The following is a 17,946-nucleotide window of genomic DNA, read 5'->3' on the forward strand; positions in this document are numbered from 1 at the left end:
ATAAATTTTTATATTAATTCTTTTTTTTAGCTAGTTTGGCCATCCTGATGAATAATCAGGATGGTTTTTTTTACTCTATTCCTAAATAGTATTTATCGGCTCAAATTTTTTATTCGTCTAATGTAAATAACCATTGGTCGAAAAATCAATATATCTGATTATCAGTATTATGATATTTGTGACGTATTAATAATGCACATATGTCTGTGTGCATATTAAGCCCCACCATAATGCCGATACCCCCCAATACCATAAATTAATTAAAGAGCTTAAATGTAAAGCTTTACTAATGTCTATTTAAAGCTAACCCCCTTTTAGCATTTGTTTGCGGAGGGGGTTTTTCTTTGATAAGAGCACATCGATATTTTGTTACCATTTGTCGACAGCAAACCGCAGCTTGTCTAAAATTGTACTATACAGCATTTTATAGATATAAATTTGACATAACAATCCCCATAATAATAGTACCATGAAAGTACTTATAGTAGATGATCAACAGTTAGTATTATTGTCTTTAGAAAAAAGCCTTACCGATTTAGGTTTTGAAGTAAAGTGTGCCGATAACATTTTTGATGCGGTACAGTATTACGACAGCTTTAGTCCTGATTTAGCCCTTATCGATATTAATATGTCGGTTACTGCCGATACGTTTTCTCCTGAAAATACACTTAAGGAAATAGAGAACAAGGATTCAGGGCTTGAGGTTTTAAAGTACATAAGATATGTAAGAAACCACGATACACCGGTTATGATACTTTCTGGAAATGTTGATGATGATATTTTAGAAAAAGGTTTTGAACTGGGAGCTAACGAGTATATGAAAAAGCCTGTTAGCCTTAAAGAAATAGGGATAAGAGTGAAAAAATTGATTGGAAGTCCGATACCGACAGAAAGTGTACCGGTAAGCATAAACAACCGTATTATACAAAATACCTGCATAGGTGTAGTAATACCATGTTATAATGAAGAGAAATGGCTTTTAAGTGAAGAGTTCAGGAATTTTGTAACAAAGAACCTGGGCTATCATCTTTGCTTTGTAAATGACGGAAGCACCGACAATACCCTCGACGTTTTAAATGATCTTAAAAAGGAAAACGGAGGACGCATAAGTATTTATAATATAAAAAAATATGTGGGTAGGGCAGAAGCCATAAGGTTAGGTATGCTAAACCTGGCAAAGCAAAAGCAATTTGATTACATAGGTTTTATAGATGCTGACCTTTCTACCAATTTTGATGATTTTTCTGATTTGGTTAATACAATTACAAAGTCTAAATACAAAGTTGTTAGTGGTTGCAGGGTAAGCCGAATGGGAGCTGATATTACTACCGAACCTACACGAAGGTTTATAAACAGGTTTGTAAATTATACCATTCGTAAAATATTCCGACTTGAATTCAGGGATGCACAATGCGGAGTAAAAATAATGACAAGGGATGTTGTAGAACTGGCATTTGCCAACAGGTTTTACACCAAAACACTTTTTGATATAGAAATACTGTTAAGGCTTAAAAAAAAGTATGGTCGCTATAATGTACAGCAGCTATGGTATGAAAAGCCTTTAGACAGATGGATTTATGCCCGTAATACTAAGGTTTCGTTCTTTCATTCTTTCAATTTACTGGGCCAGTTAGGGAAAATAACCCTACACTATAAATAAGGAGGGTAAAAACTTTTTCATAATGTTTTTTTATTGGTTTTGATTGACAAAGCCCATGCAATTGCATGGGCTTTGTGCTTATATATGCTTAAAAGGTTATTTGAAGCGTTGTATAGAACGTTCTCGGGTCGGATGGTATAATACCCGGCCCCGGATATCCTGTGGCTCTCCTTGTAAAATAATAGTTGTTTGTAAAGTTGTTTATCCCTGCTTCGAGTTTAAGCATTCTCCATTTGTAGGATGCAGAAATATCAGCAACGTAATAAGAAGGTATTTCTCCAAAAATACCGTAGGTGTTATCATCTTTCCCCGAAGTACTGTTTATAGCATCGGTAAATTGAGATGAGAGATAGGTTAGCTGTATGTTACAGGTAAAGTTTTTATATCCCAGTCCTGAGCCGGCTTTTAGGTTTACAAGCGGTACAAACTCTACACTGTTACCTTCTATGTTTGGTACCTCCGATTTTAAGTATTCAGACCCTGTTATTGAGGTGTTGGTAAACATGTTCCACTTAAATTTACTTCCCTCAAAAAAAGTATTTGTAATGTTCCAGTCCAATAGTGCTTCAAAACCGTAAGTTATTGCAGTCCCTACATTACTCCTGTAGCGTACATATTTTTGATCGATAATTGTAGGGTATTCGGCAATTTTATCATTGTAATACAAACCAAATATACTGGCATCATAAGATAGTTTATCAGCCAATTTTCCTCTAACACCTATGTCGGAAGTATATCCTTTTTCATCGGTGATATCCGGATCAATCATCTGGCTTGGAGTTGCATTACGTATATCGTTAAAGGTAACCGACCTGTAGTTTTGAGCCAAATTACCATAGAACTCAATCATAGTATTAGGTTTGTAACTGGCGGCTAGTCCTAAAAGGATAAACTCCCTTTGCTTGGTAACGTTTTCCTGAGTTGTTTCATCTAAAATTACATTACCAGCCAAATCAGTATTTATTACCCTGTAATATCCGTCTGCTTTTGTACGTATGTTTTCAATTCTAATTCCCGGTGTTATCGTGAATTTAGGCGATAGCCTGAACATGTTTTCGGCAAAAAAGGCAACGTTAAGGTTAGGATACACATAATCGTTTTGATTCGCATAGTTAGGGAACTCATCAAAAGCATAGTTAAAGTCGGGATCACTACCCGAGCTTCCCGGTCCCTGCGAACCTGTATTTCTTGCCTGATAGTATTTTGCGCCAATAAGTAAAGCACTGCTATTTTCGTTTATGTCATAAAGCTGTAAAAAACGGGCTTCTGCACCCCAGTTTACAAAATTTCCTTTAAGCAGGTCTCTTTCTGTTCCTTCAATATCGGGGTTTGCTACCCTGTTAACACGAAAACCTAATGCATTACGGCTGGCATCAAGACCAAAAAGCTGTAATGAAAACTGAGACTTGTCTGTAAAATGGTGATTAAGCCTTAATGCCAAAAGATTCCAGTTTACGTCAAACCAGTTTCGGTTTCTGTTGCTTTGAAACATATCCTGATAAAACATATAATCGGTAAGTCCGCCAGGTTGTTTTGCCAGATAATCAAACATGGTATAATCAAAGTGCAGTGATGTCTTCTTACTGAACTGGTAATTTAGGTTCGCAAAAAAGTTACGGCTGTTGAATTCAGAGTTTGGCCTGAAACCATCTCCCTGTTTGTAGTTGAAAAAGGTGTAGTAACTAAACTTGCCTACAGTGCCGCTTAGACTTGTAAAATCGGTTAAAAGATTATAGGAGCCCACAGTATTGCGGGTAACCACCTCAATTGGTTTTTCTGACGGTGACTGAAATTTAAAGTTAACCAATCCGCCAAACTGAGTACCATACTGTAAGGCTGCAGCACCTCGTATAACCTGAATTTCAGCCAATGCTTCGGTAGGAGGGGTATAATAGCTTTCAGGGTATCCTAAAACGTCGGCACTAATATCATATCCGTTTTGGCGTGTATTAAAGTTAGAGGTACGGTTAGGATTAAGTCCGCGTCCGCCAATGCTTAATTGTAAACCGCCGTCAGAATTCTCATTAATGGTTAATCCTGCTACCTGTGCATATATCTGCCTGGTGTTGTTTGTCGCTTTATTGGCAGTAATTTTTTGTAAGTCTATAACCTCTGTTTTTCTTCCTGCATAAATGGCTGTACCATCCACATCCTTCATTTTGGTAAGTGAATAGAACTTTTCCTGCTGTATAACCAGTTCGTTAAGGTTAATAACCTTTTGCAGGGTAATGGTAATATTTTCACCGGGACTAACAGTTTGTTCTAAAAGGCCATAATTGTCTCGATAAAATACCAGAGTTTGTGGGGTAGCTGCCTTAATTGTAAAAGCTCCGTTAGCATCGGTGGTAAGTGATATATTGTTTGTTTTGTTGAATATTTCAACATAAGACAGGGTACCACCATCGTTAGAAACCACAGTGCCCGAAATGGTGTTTTGCGCGAAAGCAAAAACAGGAACTAACAACAGGAATAGGCTATAGCCCCCAAATAGTTTCGTTAAATGGTAAAATCCAGTCTTTGTGTTTAAATGATTCATTTTTATCAGCTAAATTAATTTTGGGATCAATATACGGCCTGCTTAGCCTGCCGTTAAGTGCCACATAGCACTCGGTATATACTTTTGGGTTGTTCATACCCTTAGCTTCATAATAGTCATGTAAAAAATGGGCATATTCCAATATAAAATCAGGCTGAAAAGACATCTGCTTTTCCTGAAATCGGGTAAGGAACTCCTCATTGTTTACATGTATGCTTTTTCCGGTTTCTGAGTCGGTTACCACAAACTGCGCATAACCCGCTTTTTCCATGAGCATTACCCTCCATGAAAACCTGAACCCTTCTTCTGTCCAAAACAGTTCACCAGGGTATAATAAATACCTGAAAGGGAATACTAACTGAATAAAAAGAAAAACAGTAAGTACTGAAAGGCTTAGTTTGTATAATCCTACTCTTCGTGGAATGTAATTTTTAGTTGATTCTACAGCCATTTTAGGTAACCTGAAAGCCTTAGTAATTATGGCGAGGCATTTTTTATGGAAGCTACTGCTAAAGAATATAAGCGATGAGGCTATCATAATATACGGGAACATACCTATAGGGAAAAGAAGTGATGTGAGCAGGTGGAATATAAGCACAAAACCAAATCCTATAAGTCGGGTACGCTTGTTTATCAATAAGAAAACAATAAACAGGTCGTATAGGGCACCAAACCAGCTAAAGGCAAAATGTACCCAGTTTTTTAGCATTAGTGGGCCTATTAAAGGTAAATCGGCATGACCCGATAACCATATTTTTAAAGGCATGGCGTTTAACAGCCAGTCGGAATTTAGTTTTGCCAGCCCGGCATAAAAATATACGATGGCCAAAAGCAGTTTAAGTATATCAACCGTCCATCGCGGTATCTGGCTAAAATTGCGTTGTGGGTTTTTGTAAGCATCTACAGAAAAATAAGCCGATGCCGGTAAAAAAATCATCACAAAGCTTACGATGGAAATAAAATAGTAATGATTAAGATATGTGGTTTTATCCATAAGCTCTATGTATGTAAAGCTCAGGAAAAATGTTATGGCTGCAAACCTGTATTTATAGCCTATAGCCATGCATAATGCTGCAATGGCACAAATTATGAATAGGGCATAGGTGTAAGTGCCAAAAGGCTTAACCCAGCTAAAACCGTAGTATGTAAAGTGAAATTTTGGCTGAATATAAAATTTGTCTATCCAGCCGTATGATGCAAAACGAACAAGTCCCATAAGCATCATAAAACCAAACACCAGCCTGTAGAAGGCCAGTGTTGCGGCATCAGTATATGAGTTTAAATATGACTTTATATGCGAAATCATTATTAATCACCGTCACCATCTACATAATCAATAGTAATGTTAAGTGCCTGCATCATGTCCAGTTTAATGTAAATTACATTTTGCTGCATGGCATCATAAGCATTAAGCATTTTATTATTATCTGTAGTAACCTGTTGTGAAAGGCTTTCGCTAAGCTGGTTGTTTGCAGTATAAATAGCAGCAAACTGATTGTTGATGATAGTGCTTAGGTTTTCACCGTTTCTTACGGCATTAACACCGTCAAGAGCACTTTTTAAGCTTGGCCCGGTAGCAGTGCTGTTAAAAGCTTTACCGTTAAAAAAGTCCTGTTGTGCTTTAATACCTGCATTAAGCAGCATTTTTGATACATTATTTTTATAGTAAGCTTCTACTTTGTCAGCATAAGTAATTCCGTTTGAAAAGATACCTGCAGGGATACCTACTTTACCGCTTCTAACATCTTTTTCAAAGTTTCTCACAAAGTTGTTTGTTGTAACGTTTACAGAACTTGTAACCGAAGTTCCGTTGTTGTTTACAAAAGTATTTCTGTAAGTACCATTCCAGTCGTTAGTAACCTGTTCTGCAATGCTTTTTAGCTGTGCGGTAATAGCAGTAAGGTAATCTGCTGCTGCAGTATTACTGTAATAAGCAACTGTTTCTGCATCGTCGCCAAGACCGTTAATGAGGTAGTCTATGCCAGGGAAACCCTGTCTGCTAAACTGTATTTGAGTGTCAAGGTTATAGCTTCCTGTAGTAATGTTGTTTTCAATTCCGGCAACATCAGTAGGGTAGGTGTTAGCGCTCTGTTTAAGATAAAGTATAGATGCTTTACCAAAATCATACATGGCAACATATTGATATGCTTCATAAGCACTTAGCCACGCAGTTCTTAGTTCGTTAAGCTTAGTTTCATCAGGATTTTGAGTAAAATCTGTTGTTTTTGTGTAAAGCTCGCTTACTTTGTCATTATAATTTTGGTAAGCCGGTATGATTATATTATCGGCCCAGTTGGTAAGTATGGCAGTACGGTCATAATTCTGACTGTTGTTAACTCCTTCATTATCATTAGATGAGCAGGCAAAGGCAACAACTGCCAAAATAACTATTGCAAATACTTTTTTCATTCTTTAAAAATTTTTTGCAAAAGTATGAAACAGAACTTACTTATCTATAATTATTATAAATAATTTCTTCAACATCAAAAAAATCTTAAAATTTGCAAAGGTATTTTTTGGTTATACTCTATAAGTTTTTACATTTGCCTTGTTTTTAATAAATCTAAATAACATTAAATAAAACAAACCACATACATAATGAGAAAACTTACCATGGGATTATCGTTAGTTGCTGTTACCGGACTGGTAATGGTATCATGTAACAATGATGACGATCAAAGCACACCATCGTTTGCAGTTACTAAAGCTGAGGTTATAGATAACTACGCAAATATTGTTTACCAAAACTATAAAGATGCTTACGATGACGGAGTAGCTCTGGAAGAGGCAATTAATGCTTTTACGACTAACCCTACTGATGCTAACTTTACAACTGCTAAACTTAGATGGAAAACTGCTAGGGAGAGTTATGGTACTACAGAGGCTTTTCGTTTTGCAAATGGTCCTATAGATGACGAAAATGGTCCGGAAGGTTTGCTTAACGCATGGCCGCTTGATGAAAATTATATTGATTATGTTGACAATAACGGTACTGTAATAGACGGAGGTATTATTAATGCTACCGATACTTATCCTGAAATAACTAAAGATCTTTTAATCAGCCTTAACGAAGATGGTGGTGAGAAAAACATCAGTACAGGCTACCATGCTATTGAGTTCCTTCTTTGGGGACAGGATTTAACAGCCCCTGCTGATATGATACCGGGACAAAGACCATATACTGACTTTGTTGACGGTGGTACTGCTATTAACCAGGACAGAAGACGTGATTACTTAAACGTAGTTGCCGATTTACTTACAGATCACCTGTCTTACCTTGTAGACCAGTGGAAAGAAGGTGGTGCTTACAGAAACGTATTCCTTGCTTTATCGGAAGATACTGCACTACAAAACATGTATTTAGGGATAACTACTCTTGCAGCTGCTGAGCTTGCAGTAGAGCGTATGGACGTTGCTCTTGCAAACATGGATCAGGAAGATGAGCATTCTTGTTTTAGTGATAACACACACCGTGATATCTACTTAAACTTTAAAGGTGTGTATAATGTTTACAAAGGTACTTACGGTAATATTACAGGAGCATCTCTTGAAGATCTTGTAGAACAGGCAGATGCCATGATTGCTGATGATACTGACGCTGCATTTATATTAACAGAGAACAGTATTAACGCAATAGCAATACCATTTGATTATGCTATTATGGGTGGTGCTAACTCTGAAGAAGGTGCTAAAGTAAAAACGGCTGTGCTTGATTTACAAGAACAACTTGCGCCTAATTTACTTGCGGGTGCAGCTAAGCTTGGGATTAGCGTTACTATTGAGTGATTTTTCGCCAAATAAAATAAGTTACAAAGTGTCTTCTTTTTTTAAAGAAGGCACTTTGCTGTTAAAATAAAGTAATGAAAAAAATCATCTGTTCGCTTGCCTGCATAGCCCTGATTGTAACAGGGTGCAGTAAGAATGACGAAGATTATGTGAGCCTGGCTCCCGAAGAAGGAGAGCAGTATTCAGGAGGTGTTGCTACGGTAAACAACGCTACCGAAGAAGCTTTTGGTTTTGCCTATACAGGCTTAACATCTGATCAGGCAACCGATTTTGGAGTGGGTAACTCTTTTTTCAGGCAAACATGGGTTTCGGCTCCTTCGTCTACAACGGCACGCGATGGTTTAGGGCCTTTTTATAATGCCGTTGCGTGTGCAAGTTGTCACTTTAAGGATGGACGCGGCCGTCCGCCAATGTACGATGGCGAACTGGGCAGGGGACTACTTATAAGGTTAAGCACTTCGGGTATAAATCCGCATGGTGGCTCAATGCCCGATCCGGTTTATGGAGGACAGCTTCAGGATAATGCAATTTTAGGGCCTACAATAAAAGGACAGATAGGTATTACTTACCAGATTATTACAGAAACTTTTGCAGACGGGACTACTGTAGAACTGCAAAAACCAATATATACCATAAACAATTTAGGCTATGGTCCGCTGGCTTCAGGTGTAATGTTCTCTCCGAGAATAGCGAACCAGATTATTGGTCTTGGACTTTTAGAGGCAGTACCGGAAGCGACTATTTTAGGATTTGCCGATGAATTTGATTCCGATGGAGACGGTATATCGGGAAGGCCAAATTATGTATATGATGTACTTAGCGATTCTCAAAAAATGGGACGCTTTGGATGGAAGGCCAATCAGCCTAATATAAAACAACAGGTTGCAGGAGCACTTAGCGGGGATATGGGGATTACCTCTTATATATTCCCTGACGAGAACTGCCCTCCGGGAGTAGATTGTAACAGTATTCCAAATGGGGGAAGTCCTGAAATTACAGATATAAGTTTCGATAGGATGGTACTTTATTCAAGTGCATTAGCGGTACCTATCAGGAGAAATTATGATGATGAGGCAGTACTGAGAGGCAAACAGATTTTTGGAGACCTTAACTGTATAGCCTGCCATAAGCCAAAAATGCAAACAGGCAGCAGCTATATCATTTCGGGTTATGCAAACCAGACTATTCGTCCTTATACCGATTTGCTTTTGCATGATATGGGGCCTGAACTGGCAGACAATGCGCCTGATTATTTAGCAACAGGAAGTGAATGGCGTACTCCGCCGTTATGGGGTATTGGCCTTGTGCAAACTGTAAACGGGCATACAAACTTTATGCACGATGGCAGGGCACGCAATATTACTGAGGCTATATTATGGCATGGGGGTGAAGCCCAGGCTTCTAAAAATAAGTTCAAAGAATTATCGGCTTCCGAAAGGGAAGACCTTCTTAAGTTTTTAAATTCACTATAAGCCTTTAAAATAAATCTGACCTGAATCCGCATTGTGAAAGCAATGCGGATTTATTTTTTAAAGGCAAAAAACACAGCCAGGATTAAAAATATAAAGGCTATTATATGATTAGGCCTGAAGTTTTCGGTTTTAAAGAACAGTATTGTAAAAGCAGCAAATACAATAAGGGTAATAACCTCCTGAATTACTTTTAGCTGAATTAAATTAAACGGTCCGCCGTTTTCCTTAAAACCAATTTTATTTGCCGGAACCTGAAAAACATATTCAAACAGGGCTATGCCCCAGCTTATTAATATTATAGCTGCAAGCCCCAGTTTATTAAACCATTTCCATTCAGAGAACTTTAAATGCCCATACCAGGCTAAAGTCATAAATGTGTTAGAAATAACAAGTAAAACGATGGTTAGAAAGCCTTTCATAGGTACTGCTTTTAGTGAATTAAATATACTAAATAATTTATCTCAATAAGTGAACGCCCAAAACTCAACAAACGTAAATTTTAAAGGATAAACCAAAAATAGTGTAACAGCTGTTCTTTTGTTAAGTAGTACCTTTATACTATTACTTAGGGTAATAATTTTTAAAGGTAAATAACTATGAAACATACATATAGCATACAGGGGATGAGCTGTAACGGCTGCCGCACTAAGGTTGAAAAAACATTAAACGAGATAGAGGGGATTGTGGCTACAGTTTCCCTTAACCCACCGGTAGCAGAAGTTACTATGAAAGAGCATATACCCATAGAAAAACTTCAGGAAAAGCTTTCTCAGGCAGGCAGTAAATATATTATAAGTACTGAACCTCCTAAACAAGGAGAGCACACACATCATAATCACGAACATCACAATCATAGCCACCATAACCATTCTCATAAAGTAGAAGGCGGTAAATACTATTGCCCTATGTTTTGTGAAGGAGATAAGACTTATGATAAACCCGGCAGTTGCCCGGTGTGTGGGATGAATTTGGAAAAAGCCCCCGACCTTACTCCAAAGAAAAAGCAATACACATGCCCTATGCACCCTGAGGTTATAAGAAATGAACCGGGTGCATGCCCTATCTGTGGTATGGATCTGGTGCCGTTAGAGCCTCAGGAAGAGGAAGACGAGACCTACAAAATACTGGTTAAAAAGTTTAAGGTAGCTATGGTCTTCACTATTCCCATATTTGTTATTGCAATGGGAGAGATGATTCCGGGTAACCCTATCTCAAAATATGTATCGCATACCGTTTCAAACTGGATTCAGTTTGCGCTTTCATTACCGGTTGTGTTTTATGCTGCCTGGATGTTTTTTGAAAGGGCGTGGGTTTCATTCAAAATATGGAAACTCAATATGTTTAGCCTTATAGGTGTTGGGGCTGCCGCAGCTTTCATTTTTAGTATAACAGGGCTGTTTTTTCCTTCCATATTTCCCGATCAGTTTAAGGGGCATGGAGGTAGCGTATATCTATATTTTGAAGCCGTGACAGTGATACTTACCCTGGTGCTGTTAGGGCAGTTACTGGAAGCAAGGGCACATACCCATACCAATACAGCCATAAAAGAATTGTTGAAACTTTCTCCTACCGAAGCTACTGTAGTGGTTGACGGGACTGAAAAAGTTATTGATATAAATGATATAAAAGCAGGTGATATTTTAAGGGTTAAGCCCGGAGAGAAAATACCTGTTGATGGTTCCATAAAAGAAGGAAGTAGCAGTGTAGACGAGTCTATGATTACCGGAGAACCTATACCTGTAACCAAAAATGAGGGTGATAAGGTAAGTTCAGGTACCATAAACGGATCAAGGTCATTTTTAATGACTGCCGAACGCGTAGGATCGGAGACCCTTCTTTCTCAAATCATACACATGGTTAATGATGCCAGCCGTTCGCGTGCACCCATACAAAAACTGGCCGATAAGATATCAGGCTATTTTGTACCTATTGTAATAGCCATTGCCATTGTAACCTTTATTGTTTGGGCAATCTTCGGTTCACAACAGGCATACGTGTTTGCCTTTGCCAATGCTGTGGCTGTATTAATTATTGCGTGTCCCTGTGCTTTAGGGCTTGCAACGCCTATGTCGGTTATGGTTGGGGTAGGTAAAGGGGCACAAAGCGGCGTACTTATTAAAAATGCCGAAGCCCTTGAAAATATGGCTAAAGTAAATGTATTGATTACCGACAAGACAGGAACCCTTACAGAAGGAAAACCATCGGTAGATAAGGTTGTGTCTGTAGGGAATATGAGTGAGAAAGAACTATCAGGAATAATAGCGTCGCTAAACCAACAGAGTGAACACCCATTAGCACAGGCTATTGTTAATCATGCCCATAAACTGGGTACAGAGTTGCATACTGTAAAAGATTTTGAAGCTGTTTCGGGTAAAGGGGTAACAGGTATAACTAACGATAAACGGGTAGCAATTGGTAACAAAAAGCTTTTAGAACAGCTTAAAATTTCTCTAACGGATGAGGTGCTGCAACAGGCCACTAAAGAACAGGAAACAGGAAAAACAGTTTCTTACATAAGTATAGACGAAAAAGTAGAAGGCTTTGTAACTATTACCGATGCCATTAAGAAAACCAGTAAGAAAGCTATTGCTGCGCTTATGGAGAAGGGAATTGATGTAGTGATGCTTACAGGAGATAACAAAAGCACAGCTAAGGCTGTGGCAGATGAGTTGGGAATCAAGCATTTTGTGGCAGAATGCCTTCCGGAGGACAAGCTTAATGAAATTAAGAAATTACAGGCTCAGGGTAAGATAGTGGCAATGGCGGGCGACGGTATTAATGATGCCCCGGCCCTTGCAAAAGCCGATGTAGGTATAGCAATGGGAACAGGAACTGATGTTGCTATAGAAAGCGCACAGATAACCCTTGTAAAAGGCGACCTGCATGGTATTGTTAAAGCGAGTGAACTAAGCGAGGGTGTTATGCGTAATATTAAGCAAAACCTGTTCTTTGCCTTTGTTTATAATGCGTTAGGTATTCCGCTTGCGGCAGGTGTATTATATCCTTTCTTCGGTATACTGTTATCACCCATGATTGCGGCTTTGGCAATGAGTCTCAGTTCGGTATCAGTAATTGTAAATTCTCTAAGAATTAAGAATTTAAAACTGCACTAATTATGACAAAAACTAAACAAATATCAAATAGATTGTTGCTGCCGTTTGTACTGCTTTGGGTATTTATGGCTAATGCACAAAAAGTAACAGAATATGATCTTTATGTTACAGATACTGTTGTAAACTATACCGGAAAAAATGTAAAAGCAATTGCGATTAACGGCACAATACCGGGACCTGAACTTCATTTTACCGAAGGGGATACAGCCGTAATAAGAGTGCATAACAACGCTAAGCATGCTACATCTATACACTGGCATGGTCTGCTATTGCCTAACGAGCAGGATGGTGTACCTTATCTTACTACTGCCCCTATAAAGAGTAATACCGTACACACTTATAAATTCCCTTTAAAACAGAGCGGTACTTACTGGTATCATTCCCATACCATGTTGCAGGAACAGTCGGGTATGTATGGTGCTTTTATAATTAATAAAAAGAATGAACCTAAAATTCCTGAGTATGTAATGCTTTTAAGCGACTGGAGCGATGAGAACCCTCATGAGATTGAAAGGTTGCTGCACAGGGAAACCGATTGGTATGCCATAAAAAAGGGTGCTACCCAAAACTACGGTGAAGCATTGGCAAAAGGGTACTTGGGAACCAAATTTACCAATGAATTTAAGCGTATGCATGCTATGGATGTTAGTGATGTTTATTATGATCGTTTTTTTGTGAATGGAGTAACAGAGCAGGAAATACCCCAGCTTAAAGCAGGGGATAAGATTAGGATACGAATTATAAACGGCAGTTCGTCAAGTTATTTCTGGCTTAATTATGCCGGAGGTAAAATGGCTGTTGTAGCTTCAGACGGTTCAGAGGTTGAACCTGTAAATGTGGATCGTTTTATAATTGGTGTTTCCGAAACCTATGATGTTATTGTTACCATTCCTGAGGGCAATACATCTTATGAGCTTATGGCAACATCGGAAGACAGAATAGGACACGCCTCATTATGGTTGGGTAATGGTACTAAAAAGCATCAGGAACCTATGGGTAGGTTAAATTACTTTGAAGGTATGAAGATGATGAACGGCATGATGACAACCGGAGGGAATATGAAAGATATGGGTATGAAAATGAGCCTTCAAAAAATGGATATGAATGCTGTAATGTATCCTGAATCTAAAAAGAAGGAGAGTGGTCATAACCATACTGCAATGGAAGATAAAGAAATGAAGATGGATATGGATATGGATATGGATATGGGAGAGCATAATCATCACATGGGGCATATGGATATGGACAAAGGAAAATTAGTTACCCTTAATTATGATATGCTTAAATCGCCGGTAAAAACTACGTTGCCCGATAAGCCTTTCCGTACACTGAACTTTGAACTTACCGGTAATATGAACCGTTATGTATGGACAGTTAATAATAAAACAATATCTGAAACGGATAAGATACTGATAAAGGCTGGAGAGAATATCCGTATTGTAATTACCAATAACTCTATGATGCGTCACCCTATGCACCTGCACGGGCATTACTTTAGGGTAGTGAATCAGTATGGGGAATATTCGCCACTTAAAAATGTAATTGATGTAATGCCTATGGAAACCGATGTTATAGAGTTTAATGCATCAGAAGAATACGGTGACTGGTTTTTCCATTGTCATATCCTATATCACATGATGTCCGGTATGGGAAGGATTTTCAGTTATGAAGACTCCCCGCCAAATCCTCAAATACCTGATCCTGTAGCGGCACTTAAAAAAGTATATAATGATGACAGGAGATATTATCTGTCGGCAGATATAGGGTTGGAGTCTAACGGTAGTGATGGTGAGGTTAGGCTGGCTAATACAAGGAATTTTGCAGATTTAGAATGGAGACTAGGATATAATGATGAGTCTGGCTATGAGACTGAAGCGCATATAGGCCGTTATCTTGATAATAAGCAATTTCTTTCGGTATATACAGGCTGGGATTTCAGGTACAGGAAAACCGATGAGGTTGAGACCAATCTTTTTGGGCAAACCAGTACAAAAGATAAAAGGGTTGTGGCCTGTCTGGGCGTAATTTATGTATTGCCGTGGTTTGTTGAAACCGATTTAAGGGTAGACCACGAAGGTAAAGTAAGATTACAGTTTACTCGGGAAGATATACCCCTTACATCACGATTAAGATTGTGGGGTAGCTGGAATACAGATTATGAATATAGTGTAGGCAGCAGATATATTTTAACCAAATACTGGTCGCTGTCTACCCACTATGATAGTGATATGGGTTTTGGAGCAGGGATTGCCCTTACATATTAAACTTTTAAGTAGAGAAGAATATTTTTAATATTGTTTTTATTGTAGAATTGTGGAATTGTGTGTAGAACGAATCTACAGTTTGGAATGGTTTTATTGTGAAAAAGTAGTTAAAAAGGGCCGGAAATGCTGATGGCACAAGGCTTGCCTTACTGTAACAAGGAAGAACTTTTACTTAAACCTTGTACAATAAGAATATGAAAAACGATACAATTGCCCCAGAGATTTTATATCGCGAAAAAAATGAGACTGATTTCATTTTTTCTGATAATATAAAAACAACAAATGTTAGTGAAACCAAATTCTTTAAAAAGCTAAAAAAAACAAATACTGGTAACTTATTAGTTTTGGCTGGCTCTTTTCTTCTTATGATAGGAGCAGCCTTTTTAGTATTTCTCTTAGAGCCTGATTTTGAACTCCTACATACAAACAGAATGAGTTCGGTTTTAGGCTTTACCTTAATTATAATAGCGATAGCACTATTCATTTTTAAAGGAAGTTTCTTTCTGTTTAACGCATTCCTGTATTTTAAATACAGATCGATTAAATCAGTATCGGACGAGCAGCTTCCGACTACTACTGTTATTGTTCCCGCTTACAATGAAGGAAGGCTGGTTTATGATACATTATTAAGTATAGCTGCAAGTGATTTTCCGGAAGGTAAATTACAACTGCTTGCCATTGATGACGGTAGTAAAGACGATACCTGGCAATGGATGTTAAAAGCAAAAGAAGAGCTGGGAGACAGAGTTTCGGTTTATCAGCAGCCTAAAAATATGGGTAAACGCCATGCTTTATATCGTGGTTTTAAAATGGGTACAGGAGAGATTTTTGTGACTATAGACAGTGACTCAATAGTTAAACCGGATACACTTCGCAACATGGTAAGTCCTTTTGTAGTTAACGAAAAATGTGGCGCTGTAGCAGGGAACGTAAGGGTACTTAACAATAAAAAAGCCATTATTCCAAAAATGCTTAATGTGAGCTTTGTACTTAGTTTTGAGTTCATGCGCTCTGCAGAGAGTATGTTAGGTTCTGTACTTTGTACTCCCGGAGCACTTTCGGCCTATAGAGGTAAAGCAGTATTCGCATGTCTTGATGAGTGGATCAATCAGACATTCATGGGGCAACCATCAGATATTGGTGAAGACCGTGCCATGACAAATATGATATTAAGACAGGGGTATGAGGTTAGGTTCCAGAGAAACGCTTATGTGTTTACTAATGTACCCGAAAAATATAAAGGATTGTACAAAATGTTTATACGATGGGGAAGGAGCAACGTTCGCGAAAACATTATGATGGCAAAATTTGTATTTAAAGATTTTAGGGAAGGTTCTAAAGCCGGTACAAGATTATTGTTTGTAAACCAGTGGTTAAAGCTTATAATGGCTTACCCGTTAATAGTGGCAATGTTTGTTTTTATAGCAATGCACCCTGTACTGTTCTTAAGTTCTACTTTCCTGGGGATACTTATTTATTCAAGTTTTCCGGTATTATTTTATGCGAAAAGACATAACGTGTCCGAATCGTTTTGGGCATATTCCTATAGTATTTTATACACCTTTGGTTTGTTTTGGATAACCCCTTATGCAATTGCTACTGCAAGCAGAAGAGGTTGGTTAACGCGAGGATAATAACTTGTAACATATTATCCGGCAATGTTGGAAGCCTGCTTATTATAAGCAGGCTTTTATTTTATCAATATTTATACTTCAGAAGGATCAATCCCCTCTTTTATTAATTTTCCGTAGTATTTATAGTTGAGGTAGCTAATTTCTATAGAAAGAATAGATACTATTAAAACAAGATACCAGGTGACAGAGATATTAAGCTCTACCAGAGAGAGTATAAAAAATGTAACAGACGTAACTAAAAGAGAAAAACGCATTGGCTTTTTCAGGGTATCAAAAACCTCAGGATATTCCAGTAATTCCATAATAAGGAAAATACAGAATAAAAATACAGCTATTCCAAAACCAAGTATTTGTTGCAGGTTATAAGTAAAGTCATTTTCGGCTAAAAAAGCGGGTAGGGCAGCAGCGATAAACCCAAGTGCTATAAGTGTTGGTATGTAGAGTATTTCCAATAGGGAGGCCCTGGCCAACCCCTTTTTGACCTCTCTTGAAGATACAAATGTGAAAAATATCCACCAAATTGCAAAGACCGCCGAAATGCCAATCGCAAAATTTATCCAGCTTGTAAAAGTTAAAGTTTCAATCTCACCTATACCGTTTACTACACCTAATACCAGTTCGCCAAAAATAATAATGGTAAATAACCCTAAGCGCTCAAACATACTGGAAGATAAGTCGAGGCGTTGAGACGAACGCAATAAAAGTTTATGGGCAATAAAAGGCGGAATATAATTACATATAAGAACTAGCGGAAATAGTAGCCTTAACCAATAATGTGAAACAGATAATGATATTCCCATTAAGCAAAAAGCAATAAGGAAAAGGGTAGTGTAGGGCCAGCTGTATTTTCGGTGCGATTTGTCATATAGCCCCACGCTCCACCATTGGTAGGTAATATAAAGCTGCATAATCATGAAAATTATAGTTACCAATGTATAATTTTCGTTTGTTTTGTTGATAGCTATCGATAGGGCAGCAATAATTATCATTTGCCAAAGCATCATCAGTCTTGTACGTAGTCCCTGATTTCCGTGAAGATCGTGATGCAGACTACCGTTAAGCCACCCCCAAAAGATTAATGAAAACAGACATATATTTTCAATAAACCCTTCAAAACTCATATTGTGGGATAGATGATGTGTAATACGGGCTATGGCAATTACATATACAAGGTCATAAAACAGTTCAAGCCAACTAACCCTGCGTTTATCCTGTTTCGGATTAAAATCTTTAGGAGGCCCCCACCAGATAGAGATATTCTTTTTTAATTCCATAGAGTCTGTTGAAATTTAAATAGTGTAGGAAAGAGTTTCTGTTTATTTAAAATTTAATCACTGCTAAATTTATAGAATAATTGTTAACGGATAATTGTTTCCTGTTGATTTTCAGTATAGTTGTGAAATTGCCTTTTTCGTAATTTCTTCGGTTTTTACTTGATTTTTATGGTAGTTAATATTTTTTTTTCCTTTTAAAATAAGCTG

Annotated in this window: 11 protein-coding genes; 6 read left to right on the top strand and 5 right to left on the bottom strand. The window is 37.9% G+C overall.

Annotation, left to right across the window (positions count from 1 at the left end; translation table 11 throughout):
- Positions 1–469: 469 nt before the first annotated feature.
- Positions 470–1,660: a glycosyltransferase gene (locus tag FUA48_RS09435; protein ID WP_147583301.1), complete on the top strand. Its 1,191-nt coding sequence runs from the start codon at positions 470–472 to the stop codon at positions 1,658–1,660.
- Between the two features lie 88 nt (positions 1,661–1,748).
- Here the strand turns inward: FUA48_RS09435 and FUA48_RS09440 are convergent, their stop codons facing one another.
- Genes FUA48_RS09440 through FUA48_RS09450 form a run of 3 tightly spaced genes read right to left on the bottom strand, consistent with a single transcriptional unit; the run spans position 1,749 to position 6,605 of the window.
- The gene (locus tag FUA48_RS09440; RefSeq protein WP_147583302.1) at positions 1,749–4,196 is read right to left on the bottom strand and encodes a TonB-dependent receptor domain-containing protein; all 2,448 of its coding nucleotides are present in this window, start codon (positions 4,194–4,196) and stop codon (positions 1,749–1,751) included.
- Entirely contained in the window at positions 4,135–5,502 is a 1,368-nt protein-coding gene (locus tag FUA48_RS09445; RefSeq protein WP_147583303.1) for an HTTM domain-containing protein, read from the bottom strand. The genes FUA48_RS09440 and FUA48_RS09445 overlap by 62 nt, the downstream gene beginning before the upstream one ends.
- A 2-nt stretch (positions 5,503–5,504) precedes the next feature.
- Positions 5,505–6,605: an imelysin family protein gene (locus FUA48_RS09450; RefSeq protein WP_147583304.1), complete on the bottom strand. Its 1,101-nt coding sequence runs from the start codon at positions 6,603–6,605 to the stop codon at positions 5,505–5,507.
- A 189-nt stretch (positions 6,606–6,794) separates the two neighbouring features.
- Between FUA48_RS09450 and FUA48_RS09455 the strand changes: the two genes are divergently transcribed.
- Positions 6,795–7,982, top strand: a complete 1,188-nt coding sequence (locus tag FUA48_RS09455) for an imelysin family protein (protein ID WP_147583305.1) — start codon at positions 6,795–6,797, stop codon at positions 7,980–7,982.
- Positions 7,983–8,056: 74 nt separating this feature from the next.
- Complete coding sequence (locus FUA48_RS09460; RefSeq protein WP_147583306.1) at positions 8,057–9,454, top strand: di-heme oxidoreductase family protein; 1,398 nt, start codon at positions 8,057–8,059, stop codon at positions 9,452–9,454.
- 50 nt (positions 9,455–9,504) lie between these two features.
- Here the strand turns inward: FUA48_RS09460 and FUA48_RS09465 are convergent, their stop codons facing one another.
- Entirely contained in the window at positions 9,505–9,873 is a 369-nt protein-coding gene (locus FUA48_RS09465) for a DMT family protein (RefSeq protein ID WP_147583307.1), read from the bottom strand.
- 177 nt (positions 9,874–10,050) lie between these two features.
- On the opposite strand from FUA48_RS09465, the gene FUA48_RS09470 reads away from it, so the two are divergent.
- The 3 genes from FUA48_RS09470 (at position 10,051) to FUA48_RS09480 (ending at position 16,465) form a co-directional block, all read left to right on the top strand.
- On the top strand, positions 10,051–12,567 hold the full coding sequence (locus tag FUA48_RS09470) for a heavy metal translocating P-type ATPase (protein ID WP_147583308.1): 2,517 nt from the start codon (positions 10,051–10,053) through the stop codon (positions 12,565–12,567).
- 2 nt (positions 12,568–12,569) lie between these two features.
- Positions 12,570–14,831 carry a multicopper oxidase domain-containing protein gene (locus FUA48_RS09475; RefSeq protein ID WP_147583309.1) on the top strand — a complete coding sequence of 754 codons (2,262 nt, stop codon included), beginning with the start codon at positions 12,570–12,572 and terminating at the stop codon, positions 14,829–14,831.
- A 194-nt stretch (positions 14,832–15,025) separates the two neighbouring features.
- Positions 15,026–16,465, top strand: coding sequence for a glycosyltransferase (locus FUA48_RS09480; protein ID WP_147583310.1), 1,440 nt, complete (start codon positions 15,026–15,028; stop codon positions 16,463–16,465).
- Positions 16,466–16,536: 71 nt separating this feature from the next.
- On the opposite strand, the gene FUA48_RS09485 is transcribed toward FUA48_RS09480, so the two are convergent.
- A complete protein-coding gene (locus tag FUA48_RS09485; protein ID WP_147583311.1) occupies positions 16,537–17,739 on the bottom strand; it encodes a low temperature requirement protein A in 1,203 nt (400 codons plus the stop codon).
- Positions 17,740–17,946 lie beyond the last annotated feature (207 nt).

It is taken from the genome of Flavobacterium alkalisoli (assembly GCF_008000935.1).
Lineage (GTDB): Bacteria > Bacteroidota > Bacteroidia > Flavobacteriales > Flavobacteriaceae > Flavobacterium > Flavobacterium alkalisoli.

Coding starts and splice junctions, on each gene's coding strand:
- FUA48_RS09475 (WP_147583309.1), top strand. CDS start 12,570: ATGACAAAAACTAAACAAATATCAAATAGATTGTTGCTGCCGTTTGTA.
- FUA48_RS09450 (WP_147583304.1), bottom strand. CDS start 6,605: ATGAAAAAAGTATTTGCAATAGTTATTTTGGCAGTTGTTGCCTTTGCC.
- FUA48_RS09485 (WP_147583311.1), bottom strand. CDS start 17,739: ATGGAATTAAAAAAGAATATCTCTATCTGGTGGGGGCCTCCTAAAGAT.
- FUA48_RS09445 (WP_147583303.1), bottom strand. CDS start 5,502: ATGATTTCGCATATAAAGTCATATTTAAACTCATATACTGATGCCGCA.
- FUA48_RS09460 (WP_147583306.1), top strand. CDS start 8,057: ATGAAAAAAATCATCTGTTCGCTTGCCTGCATAGCCCTGATTGTAACA.
- FUA48_RS09470 (WP_147583308.1), top strand. CDS start 10,051: ATGAAACATACATATAGCATACAGGGGATGAGCTGTAACGGCTGCCGC.
- FUA48_RS09435 (WP_147583301.1), top strand. CDS start 470: ATGAAAGTACTTATAGTAGATGATCAACAGTTAGTATTATTGTCTTTA.
- FUA48_RS09480 (WP_147583310.1), top strand. CDS start 15,026: ATGAAAAACGATACAATTGCCCCAGAGATTTTATATCGCGAAAAAAAT.
- FUA48_RS09455 (WP_147583305.1), top strand. CDS start 6,795: ATGAGAAAACTTACCATGGGATTATCGTTAGTTGCTGTTACCGGACTG.
- FUA48_RS09465 (WP_147583307.1), bottom strand. CDS start 9,873: ATGAAAGGCTTTCTAACCATCGTTTTACTTGTTATTTCTAACACATTT.
- FUA48_RS09440 (WP_147583302.1), bottom strand. CDS start 4,196: ATGAATCATTTAAACACAAAGACTGGATTTTACCATTTAACGAAACTA.